Annotated in this window: 12 protein-coding genes; 1 reads left to right on the top strand and 11 read right to left on the bottom strand. The window is 31.2% G+C overall.

Annotation, left to right across the window (positions count from 1 at the left end; translation table 11 throughout):
* Positions 1-250: integrase core domain-containing protein (locus BP92_RS16290; protein WP_084329755.1), on the top strand; the 250-nt coding region annotated here is incomplete at its 5' end.
* Positions 251-278: 28 nt separating this feature from the next.
* Here the strand turns inward: BP92_RS16290 and BP92_RS0112230 are convergent.
* The 11 genes from BP92_RS0112230 to mnmE all read right to left on the bottom strand — a co-directional run bounded on the left by BP92_RS0112230 (position 279) and on the right by mnmE (position 10785).
* Entirely contained in the window at positions 279-821 is a 543-nt protein-coding gene (locus tag BP92_RS0112230) for a DEAD/DEAH box helicase family protein (protein WP_026726318.1), read from the bottom strand.
* Between the two features lie 3 nt (positions 822-824).
* Positions 825-2822: a site-specific DNA-methyltransferase gene (locus BP92_RS0112225; protein WP_026726317.1), complete on the bottom strand. Its 1998-nt coding sequence runs from the start codon at positions 2820-2822 to the stop codon at positions 825-827.
* A 1-nt stretch (position 2823) separates the two neighbouring features.
* Entirely contained in the window at positions 2824-3126 is a 303-nt protein-coding gene (locus tag BP92_RS0112220; protein WP_026726316.1) for a helix-turn-helix domain-containing protein, read from the bottom strand.
* Positions 3127-3257: 131 nt separating this feature from the next.
* A complete protein-coding gene (locus BP92_RS0112215; RefSeq protein ID WP_026726315.1) occupies positions 3258-5012 on the bottom strand; it encodes a DUF3987 domain-containing protein in 1755 nt (584 codons plus the stop codon).
* Positions 5009-5914: a BT4734/BF3469 family protein gene (locus BP92_RS16805; protein WP_051604472.1), complete on the bottom strand. Its 906-nt coding sequence runs from the start codon at positions 5912-5914 to the stop codon at positions 5009-5011. The genes BP92_RS0112215 and BP92_RS16805 overlap by 4 nt, the downstream gene beginning before the upstream one ends.
* Before the next feature lies 1 nt (position 5915).
* Complete coding sequence (locus tag BP92_RS0112205) at positions 5916-6200, bottom strand: helix-turn-helix domain-containing protein (protein WP_026726313.1); 285 nt, start codon at positions 6198-6200, stop codon at positions 5916-5918.
* Positions 6197-6499 carry a helix-turn-helix domain-containing protein gene (locus BP92_RS0112200; protein WP_026726312.1) on the bottom strand — a complete coding sequence of 101 codons (303 nt, stop codon included), beginning with the start codon at positions 6497-6499 and terminating at the stop codon, positions 6197-6199. Before BP92_RS0112200 ends, BP92_RS0112205 begins: the two co-directional genes overlap by 4 nt.
* A 203-nt stretch (positions 6500-6702) precedes the next feature.
* Positions 6703-7698: a DUF6617 family protein gene (locus BP92_RS0112195; RefSeq protein ID WP_026726311.1), complete on the bottom strand. Its 996-nt coding sequence runs from the start codon at positions 7696-7698 to the stop codon at positions 6703-6705.
* Positions 7699-7700: 2 nt separating this feature from the next.
* Positions 7701-8795, bottom strand: a complete 1095-nt coding sequence (locus tag BP92_RS0112190) for a site-specific integrase (RefSeq protein WP_026726310.1) — start codon at positions 8793-8795, stop codon at positions 7701-7703.
* A 4-nt stretch (positions 8796-8799) separates the two neighbouring features.
* Positions 8800-9174, bottom strand: a complete 375-nt coding sequence (locus BP92_RS0112185; RefSeq protein ID WP_026726309.1) for a helix-turn-helix domain-containing protein — start codon at positions 9172-9174, stop codon at positions 8800-8802.
* 219 nt (positions 9175-9393) lie between these two features.
* Positions 9394-10785 (bottom strand): tRNA uridine-5-carboxymethylaminomethyl(34) synthesis GTPase MnmE, encoded by a 1392-nt coding sequence (gene mnmE, locus BP92_RS0112175; RefSeq protein WP_026726308.1) that lies wholly within the window; start codon positions 10783-10785, stop codon positions 9394-9396.
* Positions 10786-10950 lie beyond the last annotated feature (165 nt).

Below are 10950 nucleotides of genomic sequence, written 5' to 3'. Positions count from 1 at the left end.
ACTTGATAATTACTTCGCTCCAGAAGAATTAGAAGCTGCTTTAGAAAAGTTTGTTTATCGTTATAACAATGAACGCTATCATGAATCATTAAACAACTTAACTCCTGCAGACGTGTATTTTGGAAGAGGTGAATTAATTTTAAAAGAACGTGAACGATTAAAGAAAATGGCTATTATAAACCGAAGAAATGAGTACCAAAAATCAAAATTAACAACTAATCAAAAAAATCTTTTATCTTTGAATTATTAACTAAATACTCTCTTAGCAAAAGTCCAATTTAGTTTGAAGACGTACACAAATCATCTAAAAAGATGCTGTTTTCTTTAACTTGATATACTGAATTATGTAATTTATGAATTGAGGTAAATAGAATTTCAATATCTTCTGTATCGTTAGAAAATGTATCTACTTTTTTTACATTAATCGTTTTATCATTAATAACAATAGGGTTTTTAAACAGGTATTTATTGTGTGTTGCGTCTGTTAAATTGTCTTCGGTTTTTCCAACAATATTGTTTTGGTTTACAAAGAATAAAAAATGACGATAGCCTTTTTCATAATAATATAAAATAAGAGATGCCATTAATAATGTTTTACCTGTTCCCGTTGCCATATTGAATAATAGGTGTGTTGGGTCTTGTGGGTTTTCTATTTCTTTTATGCTTTGATAATCTAAAAAGTTTTCTAATGCTTTACTTTGCCAATCGAATAATGGAAAACGTATATTGTCTGTCAAGAACGCAGGAATATTTGAGTAATTTACTCGATACTCTCGCATTTTATCTGATAGATATTCGTATAAATATTTATTATCTGCCATTAGTTACTCTTTAATTTGATAAAAATCTTTAGTTAAGGCTATATCTTCTTTGCTTAAACCATAATTGCTAGCTTCCATTTCGTCACGGTTAACATATAATTGGTTGTTATCAAGCATACGGCAAAAGATTTCTTTTTGACGCTCTAAGCTGAGATTTATGAAGTTTTCTTCTTTTGAAATTACTTCTTTAAACGCTTTAATTTTTACATTGTAATGCATGAAATATTTAGTGTAAAGCACATCAAATAATACAATTAATTCTGCATACGAATTGCAATTTTGTATTTGTTCTATGGCTTTTTGGTTATTTTTAGCTAATTCTAAATAAACAAATGAACCACCGCCTTGCCAGTTTACTGCTTTTGATACACCTCCTTGTTCACCATTAATTACTTTTTTTAACCTTTCAATTGCTACATCTTCTACATAGTCCATTTGTTCTATACCAATATATTGTCTACCCATTTTTTGTGCTACTGCTGCAGTAGTTCCACTACCTAAATGATAATCTAAAACAATTTCATTTTCATTAGTACACATATCTATTAGTCTATAAATCAAATGTTCTGGCTTTTTAGCATTAGAAAACGATACATCACCTTCAAGATAAAGGTTATTTAATTTAAAATCATCCCAAACATCACCTAATAAAATGCCAACCTCTTTAGTACCAAAAACTTCTTTTATTGTTTTAGAGAGCTTTAAACCAAATCTCTTTTGATAAACATAATAACCATCATTTTCCTCATAACGGTATAGTTTACCGTCACTATATTTAGGGTCGTTTTGAACTCTTTTATCAAACTTAGTTTGAAAAATCTTTTCTGAATTATCAATAATAAATTCTTTAAATTTTTCGTCTTTTAAATCAAATTTTAAACCTAAACTTTTAATTTTATCTTTAAGTTTTATTACAATACATTTGTTTAAATCATTTAAATCCCCTTCTATATATAAATCATAAAATTTATCGTATTTATCAATAGACTTGTATTGTGGTTTCAATTTTATTTCATTTTTTTTATATGATAAAATTAATTCTTTAACTTTAAGAATTGTTTTGGTTGCATGAGTTGTTTTAATGCCATTAGGATTAATTGTTTTCATTACAATAGTATTTATGAAATTTTCGTTTTTGAAAATACTATCCATTAAAATTTTCAAATATGCGTGTTCGTTATCATCACAATGAACAAATATTAAACCATCTGAACACAACAAATCTTTAGCAATTTCTAACCGATTTTGCATAAAAGTTAACCATGAAGAATGATTGAAATTATCATTGTAAGCAAAACTATCACTACCTGTGTTGTATGGTGGATCAATATAAATTAATTTTATTCTACCTTTAAATTCTTCTTTTAAGCTGTGTAGAGCTAATAGATTGTTTCCTTTTATAATTAAGTTATCTGTTATTACACCTTCTTTGTTTCGTTTAAATTGGGATGGTTTGCTATCACCATTAGCATCATATTTTGTGATGTTTTCAAATGCTTTAGGCTCTAATAGACGGTCTATTTCGTCTTTGGCAACAATTGTGTTATAGAAAATTTCTTTTCGTTTGCTTTGCTTTTCAGTGTAATCTTCTTTTTCATCATCGTATTCATAGAAAGTATCTAAACCTTCTTCAGTGCTTTGTCCACCTTCTAAAATGCAGTCTTTGTATGGGAAGTCTAAAACAACATCGGTATTATCTTTTAAGAATTTACCATTTAGGGTTAAACCTATTTGGTTTGCATAATTTGTAAATGAATTGTCTAAACTATTTTGTTCCAAATAGAATTTAAAATCGTTTGCTTTAAAAACGTAAACGTCTTTTATTTTTAAAAAGAATTTTTCTCTAGATTTATCATCTTGCAATAAGGTTTCAATTAGATTTTCGTCTAATTTGTTTGCTAGTTCTTTAACTACATTACCTTTAAGTTCGCCTTGTTCGTCTTTTACTCTATCGTCTTTTAATAGTAAACTTTGTAAATGTTCTTTATATGTTTGAGCCATTTTATTGGTTTGTTTTATTATTGTAATTTTTAACTTCTTGTTCTGCTACTTTTAATATTTCCGTAGGATTTTCTTCTTCTTTAATTATATCATATACTTGGTCTGCTAACCAAATTGTGTATAACTCTTTTTCGTTTGAATGAAGTAAGTTTGCTAATAAAGGAATATGTTCCCTTTTTGCTCTTCGTTCTCCTCGTTCTATTTTACTGAGCATAGCAGTATCTATTTCTAATACACTTGCTACTTGCCTTTGTAATAGTTGGTTTTGCTCTCGCAATTGTTTTATGTGTTCTCCAAAATTCATACTACATTAATTGACTTGTCAAATTTTGTCTAATGTAAGAAAAAGTAATGAATAACCAAACAAGAGAAAATAAAAGTTATTCACATTAAAAAACGATATTGAGGGTTTTGAGGGAATAAGGGAAACGTGTATTAGTTTCCCTTAAAATCCTTATTTCCTTGTTTACTCGTGTTGCGGTATTTTCCATTCATTTCTCTATGTATTAAACCTGCTTTTGCAAATGCAGTTATGTAGCCTTCGGCAGTTTTGTGAGGAATAGTTAATTTCTCTGCAATAGTTAAATAGTCTGTTGTTGTGAAAGTATCGGGAAGCATTTCTAAGAACTTTTCTTTACGGTTTGTTCTTGTGGCAACTGGAGTTTCAACAGGTAAATCGTTAAAGACTTTGCTACTATGTTGTGTCAAAACCGTTACTACATCGAGTACATTTTGAAAATCGATGTCTTCACATTCTCTAGTAGTGGAACAATCGCCGTCTTCCATGATTCGTAAAGTTGTGATTACCATCATTAGACGAAAGGCATTTAGTCCCATTCTTCTGATTGTGGCAATGTAATCATCGGTTTGAATATTCAGATATTTGGTTTGCACAATTGAAAAATACTCATTGAATTGTAATTGTTGGCTTTGGCTCAATTTAATTTGAATACTGGGGTTGTTGTTTAACGCTTTGTAGAACTCCAAAAATTGTCCGCCTAGTTCGTTGTAATAATCATCTAAACCATTTGTGGTTTGAATTTCAAATACGTTTTTCCAAATAGGTGTGATGTTCATGTAATAAAACATAAAACGACTGAATAAACCATTTTCTGCATTTGGTATTAAGGCTGAAACTTGCTTTGGTGTTCCAGATAATACCGTTGATAAACATGGGTTTTCAATATCTACATATTCACGGTCTGTTCTGCGGTAATAGCTTATTGTTTCGTGATGATATGCTTTACGAAAACCATCGGAATAATTACCGTAATCGCTCTTAAATGCTTGTGCTAATGTATCTCCTTCGGTTTCAAAAATTAATCCTTCTCCGTTATTATCAAACAACAATTGAAATACTCCTGTTGTACTATTGTTGGCAGGAATGAACAACATTCTTTCAGGTGGTTTTGCAGGTTTTTCGGCATTTGGATTTTTACCTTTTTCTTGGTTGTACATTGCAAGGTTAGCTTCGTATTCCTTTTTTATTAAAGTGGCTTGTTCTCGCTTTAATCTGTGTATAGGCTGCACCAATTGTTTGCATTGGGTTAATCTTCCTTTTCCTGCTGATGCTGGAGCTGTTACAAATAAATACAAGTTTGCCATTACTTTTTTACCATCGTAAATACCATAAATAGTAGGTAGGCAAGCACTTAATGTTGTGAGTGTTCCCAATAACAAAATATCTCTTTCCTCGTTTGTGGTTGCAGGTTTAACGCAATCTTTTAGGAATAGTGGTAAGGTGTCGTAAATATGACTTGGAAATACTGGTGTTTTCTCTGTTTTTACTTCGGCAACTTCATTATTTACTATTGGTTTTTCATTATGTATTTTAATGTTGTTCTGTTGTGCTAAATAGTAAATTGTAGCCATTGTAACGCCTGTTCCTTTAGCTTTTAAGCAATTGTTGTATTGTACATCACATTCTTTGTAATCATAAGCACTATTGAATTTACTTATTCTGTGGAAATAGTCTCTACCCATTTCGCCAAATTCGTCAGCTAGTGCAAAGCCTACGTTTCTCCAGTTGTCGTAGCCCTGTGTTATGTCGGTTCCTGTGTATTCAATTTGTTGTAAATAGTTTTCAAACTGATTGTCGGAAACAATAGGAGTAGGCATTTGTTTTGGTTGAGGTTCTTGCTTTGCAGGAGCTTCTAACCATTCTTTTGGATTAAATATTTTCTTATTCATTTTGTTGTGTGTCTAGGGTTAATGTAAGCTTCGGAATCATAACATAAAAAACAAGCTCGGGAAATGTCTTTTCCAGATGCATCGACTTTGATATTGTATTGCTGCTCTAAATAATTAGATACTGCGGTATAATATTCTTGATGTGTTGCTTGTTCTAAATCGACTTTTATAATCCATTTTAAACCATCACCCGAAGGAGATTTGAAAAGTAATTCGGTTTCAAAATATTCATCTTTCAATAACATTTCTCTAGTTTGGTTTAGGTTTTCCAAATGATCTAAATCAATTGTCATTAATAGTGAATGTTTGATTAAATCATCATCGTTTCGCTTTGTAAAAGTTCCTGAGAAGGTTACATAATCAAAATGCTTTGCTTTGTACTTTTTTTTCTCTTTAAGGTCTGAAATCGTTCTTAAATGGTTTGTAACGCTTTTATAAGTATTGCTTGTAATTAAATCGTATATCTCGCTTAATTTTAATTCTTTCAATGGGAATACATTCATTACAGGAGCTTTGTAAAAACTGCATTTTACATACCAAGTTGTGTCTTCTTGTTCGATGTAATCGTACTCTTTTGTTTCTTTTGTATCAATTCTCAAATGCATTACTTTATTGATTTTTTGAAGTAATTCCGTTTGATTGTTACATTGAAAATACAATTGAGCAAAGTCGAAGACATCTCCATGAAAATCCAAAATTTCGTCATCTTTATGCGTTGCACAATTATTTACGATACTAACTAATAAAGTTTCTTTATCCTGATTGTAAGGGTTACAAGTAACACTACATTCTCTCCCATGAAGAGAGAGAACGGTAGCGTTAGGATAAAACTGTCTCAATATAAACGCATAGATATTTAAACCGTAATGCGTTTTGTTCAGTATTTTTTCCTTTGTAATCATACTACTTGTCTTTTGATTTGTTAGTATAATTACTCTGTAAAAGGTTTTCTATATCACTTGATTTGTAATAGAATTTACCTTCAATTTTACTGAATGGAAGTGTACCATTGTCACGATAGGTTTGAAGTGTTCGTGGGCTTATATGAAGTGTTTGTAGTACTTCTTGATTGTCTAGCCACTCATCGCTTAACTTACCACTTTTTTGATTTTTTAAGGCTTCTATATAAGCTTTCAAATATTGAATGTCTTTTGACATTTCCATTACTAAGTCCATTAACTCTATCATAATTGCACCTTTCCTTTCTTGATTAAGTAGTTAGCTGCTTCTTGTTCGATTTCGTCAATAGAATTGCTTCTGTTTCTCAAAAGCCAATTGTCTAGTTCTTGGCGATTGAAATACAGTTTCTTCCCATTAGGTTTGTAATGAGGAATGCTTCCAGTACTCGTAAGTTTATACAAGTGTGACTGGGAAAGTTCTAAATAAATGCAAGCATCGTTAAAGTTTAGTACTTGCTTTTGCATTGCTTGCTGTGTTTCTAGCAATTTTTCAATGCGTTCTAATTTTTCTAAAATATTAGTGTCCATCTTCGTTAAAAGATTTAATTAAAAATGGACATCAGCGCTAATGTCATAATTGGTTATCAATTACTTAGCGAAGATAGGGTAGGCACTTTGGTAAGGAAGAAAAAGGAAAAAATGGTATTAGTAACCTATTGTAAATAAAGAGGTTAAAATATTTTTTGGTATTATGGTTTGGTATTATGAATTGATAATACCACTTTTTGATTTTAGGATATTTTGTCTAACCAATAGGTTTTATCTACTAATAGTTTAAATATTAAAGCTTTTGTACCTTTAAAATTTCTGTATTCTTTGTCTATGTCGCTATTGTTTCCATATCTGTGAGCAAAAAAATCAGTTATTTTAGAATCTCTAATAGGTTTTCTGCCTGGGAAAGTAAACTCATTGAAGTAGCCTTTGTTTTTTAGTTGTAAAATAAATGCAGCTAAAAGCTGTTTGTTTCCTTTTTTGAAAATAAACTCATATTCGTTATCGATTATGCCGTATTCATTCAATGTTTTTTCATGAATTACAAATTGGTCAGGTTTTGCAATTAAATCATCAAATTTGATTATTTTATTGTTTTCACGTCTGTCTTCTAAATCACCTTTAATTGGTCTGAACGCTTTTGCGTCTTCCTTGATTTTCTCGGTGTAATGAATTGGACTGCCTTCGTATGGTTTGATTACTAAATCTTTTGAAGCTTCTTCATATAAATATGTTTCTTGTATTTCTTCTAATTCCATTATTTCAAACTCGGCTTTACCTTTGAAACGTTCTTGAAGTTCCATAAATAACATTATGCAATTGTATTTCATAAAATGAATTACATAAGCTTCATCGCTTTTTTTGTCTCTGGAAGGACTTTTGTATAAATCTTCTGTAAGATTATTATTTTCGATATGCTCTCTAATGAAATTAAAATATTGTTTTATTCCGCTTTCGGCAACTGCATATAAATATTGGTATTCTTCCTCTAGTTTATCTGTTTTGCTGTTTGAAATTATTTCGTTCAGCTTACTTGTAATGAAGTTTTTTATAAGTTCCGTGTAATATTTTCGAATAGGAGTAATAGCCTTTTTAAACTCAATCTCATAAAGAGGAGTTGCAATAGGATATTCTTTTACTAAACTTTTTAGTTCTTCATTAATCTTTGCATCTGTTCTGTTGTCTTTTGATACAGGATTTAAATAGATTAGATCATTAATAATATCTTTACTCATAACTAGAAATCTAATTTAATTTTGTTGGCTGCTTCGTGTTTTTTCTCGTCAATGATTTTAGCATAAATTTGAGTGGTTCTCAATTCTTTATGACCTAACATTTTTGATACTGTATAAATATCAGTTCCCAGTGTTAATTGCAATGTTGCATAAGTATGCCTTGCACAATGGAACGTAATATCTTTATGAATACCTGCTTTATAAACCCATTGCTGTAATTTTAGGTTTGACCAAGCACTATAATTCAAAGCATCAAAGATTTTATCATCAGGTTCTTTGCGTTCTCCTAATAAGCTTACTGCTTGTTCTGAGATTGGTTGTGTTTCTGCTCCTTTGGTTTTCTTTTGTCTGAATCTTATGTAATAGCCATAATCATTAGAGTGTTGGATTTCAGACCATTTTAGTTTTTCAATATCTGACCAACGTAAACCTGTAAGAGCTGAAAATAAAAAGGCTTTTTTTAGTTCTGGCAGTTCACATTCTACTGGAACCAATTTTTGTAATTCTTCTAAAGTTAGAAATTCTCTTTGCGGTTCTCCTTGCTTAAAGGTATCAACACCTTCACCTGGATTGGTTTTTATAATACCATCTTTAACCGCTTGTTTTAGTGCAGCTTTAAATTTATTGAAATATGAATATTTAGAGTTTTGAGAAAGTTTCTTTTTGCTTTTGGATTCTGCTTTAGAATCTAAATAGGTTCTGAAATTCTCTACTAACTTTCTATCTAAATCTTGAAAGCTTACATCGTAAGGAGCAAAGGTTTTAAAGTGCTTTATCATACTATCCCAATTACCATAATTACCATCACTGGTATTACGGTCTTCAGAAAGCTTTAGTAAATAAGCTGTAAAACTTCCTTTTAGCTTTTCAATATCATGAAAGCCAAAAGTTCCGTTTTGCATTTCTATTTGTCTTTGTGCTCGAATAGTTTCTGCAAGCTCTCGTGTTTTTTTGTTTACATCTTTTTCAGCCTTAGTTTTAGGGTCTGGGTTGAGGTATAGTCTTAAAAACTCGTTTTTTCTTTTTCCCTTGTGATAATAGTCAAGATATAAACTGATGCTATTACCTTTTAATCTTTCTCTTAGTGTGACTTTCATAGTGTTAAGATTTAAAAAGGTTTTCTATTTGCTCTTTCTGAATAATTTTCTTTCTTCCAAATTTGTGAATTTGTAATTCTCCACGTTTGACCATCCTATTAATAGTCCAACGACTTACACCGATGAGGTCGGCAGTATCTTGGATTGATAAATAGTTTTTAGTAAGTAGTGAATTAGGATTTAAGATTTGAGTGTCATTCTTTGAAACAATGATGTTTTGTTGTTCCAGTAGTGTTTGTTCAATCTTCTGCTGTTTGGCTTTTAATTTGTAATCGCGTTGATTGCATTTGTGACTGCAATATCTTGTAGTGGTTTTGTGGGCAATATAAGTTTTGCCACAATGATTACATACTTTTGGAATAGAAATATTACTGCTCATAAAATGTTGCTTTATGTTGCAATAGGTAGCGAAGTGTAGCAATATGTAGCACTATTTCTCTACTTCATATCATTTGGTTATTTGGGCAACAAAAATGATATTATGGCAACAATTGAACAACAAATATATTTAAAAAAAGGCAGTTTGGCAACAAATAAAGGAAGAAAAAAATCCGTAAACCCAACAAAAACAGATGCTTAACAAGAAAGAGAAGTATAGTTACTTCCCGATACAGAAATTCGCAAAAATGTTTCCCAAGAGTTCATCATTAGTAACCTCCCCTGTAATCTCACCAAAGAAATACAATGCACTTCGAATATCAATCGCCATCAAGTCTGAAGAAAGCCCTGAATCTAATCCCCATTTTACTTTTTGGACTTCTTCTAAAGCTTTTAATAAAGAATCGTAATGACGCGTATTGGTTACAATGGTTTCGTTATTGCGTAAAGCGCCAGTATTTACAAATGACATTAATTCATTTTTTAATTCGTCAATACCTACTTTTTGTTTGGCAGAAATAAAAATTGAATTTTCAATTTGAGATTCTAGATTTCGGAGTAAACTCTCATCTAGTTTATCTTTTTTATTAAATATCGTAAGTAATGCTTTTTGTGGATATTTGTTTTTAATTTTTTCTACTTCTACTTTCAAACCTTCCAAACTCTCCATTGTTAGTTCTGTACTGTCAACAAGAAACAAAACTACCTGAGCTTGCTCAATCTTTTCAAACGTCTTTTGAATCCCAATACTTTCCACCACATCTTTTGTTTCACGAATTCCTGCTGTATCAATAAATCTAAAACCAATACCATTAATAACCAATTCGTCTTCAATTGTATCACGTGTTGTTCCCGCAATGTCAGAAACAATAGCACGTTCTTCGTTTAATAAAGCATTCAATAAAGTCGATTTTCCTACATTAGGTTCGCCCACAATGGCTACTGGAATACCATTTTTAATTACGTTACCAACAGCAAACGAATCAATTAGACGTTTTAAAACGAATTCAATTCGCTCTAATAATTCATGAAATTGGGTTCTATCGGCAAATTCGACATCTTCTTCGGCAAAGTCTAATTCCAATTCGATTAAAGAGGCGAAATTCAATAATTCTTCACGTAGTTTGGCAATCTCGTTACTGAAACCACCGCGCATTTGTTGCATGGCAATTTGGTGTGACGCTTCATTATCCGAAGCAATTAAGTCAGCCACGGCTTCTGCTTGCGATAAGTCTAATTTCCCGTTTAAAAAAGCGCGTAAGGTAAATTCACCTGCCTGAGCCATTTTTGCGCCTTTACGAAGTAATAATTGGATAATTTGTTGTTGGATAAAAGTAGAGCCATGACATGAAATTTCAATCACGTTTTCCCCAGTGTACGAATTCGGACCTTTGAAAATAGAAAGCAACACTTGGTCATACACTTTTCCATTATCCACAATATGTCCCAAATGAATCGTATGAGTTTTCTGTTTCGTAATATCTTTCCCTGAAACCGATTGAAATACGTCAGCTGCTATTGATATAGCTTCTTTACCTGATAATCGAATAATAGCAATCGCACCCGCTCCTGATGGTGTAGCCAAAGCAACTATAGTTTCTTGTGGAATCATGTTCTAAATTTAGTTTACAAAGATAAATTAAAGTCAGAAGTTAGAAGTTAGAAGTTAGAAGTTTTTTTGTTTGGAGTTGTTACACAAAGTCTCACGAAGTTTAACACAGAGTTACACCAAGTTTTTCTTTACGTTTAAATAACAATTCGCGAACATCAGTCAAAT

The sequence above is a fragment of the Flavobacterium sasangense DSM 21067 genome (assembly GCF_000686885.1).
Taxonomy (GTDB): Bacteria; Bacteroidota; Bacteroidia; order Flavobacteriales; family Flavobacteriaceae; genus Flavobacterium; species Flavobacterium sasangense.
Note: the sequence above shows the minus strand (reverse complement) of the source record. Positions and strands in the feature narration are given on the sequence as shown.

What these genes read in the sequence shown, in the direction of transcription:
- BP92_RS0112230 (WP_026726318.1), bottom strand. Translation starts at nt 821, where the DNA reads ATGGCAGATAATAAATATTTATACGAATATCTATCAGATAAAATGCGA.
- BP92_RS0112225 (WP_026726317.1), bottom strand. Translation starts at nt 2,822, where the DNA reads ATGGCTCAAACATATAAAGAACATTTACAAAGTTTACTATTAAAAGAC.
- BP92_RS0112220 (WP_026726316.1), bottom strand. Translation starts at nt 3,126, where the DNA reads ATGAATTTTGGAGAACACATAAAACAATTGCGAGAGCAAAACCAACTA.
- BP92_RS0112215 (WP_026726315.1), bottom strand. Translation starts at nt 5,012, where the DNA reads ATGAATAAGAAAATATTTAATCCAAAAGAATGGTTAGAAGCTCCTGCA.
- BP92_RS16805 (WP_051604472.1), bottom strand. Translation starts at nt 5,914, where the DNA reads ATGATTACAAAGGAAAAAATACTGAACAAAACGCATTACGGTTTAAAT.
- BP92_RS0112205 (WP_026726313.1), bottom strand. Translation starts at nt 6,200, where the DNA reads ATGATAGAGTTAATGGACTTAGTAATGGAAATGTCAAAAGACATTCAA.
- BP92_RS0112200 (WP_026726312.1), bottom strand. Translation starts at nt 6,499, where the DNA reads ATGGACACTAATATTTTAGAAAAATTAGAACGCATTGAAAAATTGCTA.
- BP92_RS0112195 (WP_026726311.1), bottom strand. Translation starts at nt 7,698, where the DNA reads ATGAGTAAAGATATTATTAATGATCTAATCTATTTAAATCCTGTATCA.
- BP92_RS0112190 (WP_026726310.1), bottom strand. Translation starts at nt 8,795, where the DNA reads ATGAAAGTCACACTAAGAGAAAGATTAAAAGGTAATAGCATCAGTTTA.
- BP92_RS0112185 (WP_026726309.1), bottom strand. Translation starts at nt 9,174, where the DNA reads ATGAGCAGTAATATTTCTATTCCAAAAGTATGTAATCATTGTGGCAAA.
- mnmE (WP_026726308.1), bottom strand. Translation starts at nt 10,785, where the DNA reads ATGATTCCACAAGAAACTATAGTTGCTTTGGCTACACCATCAGGAGCG.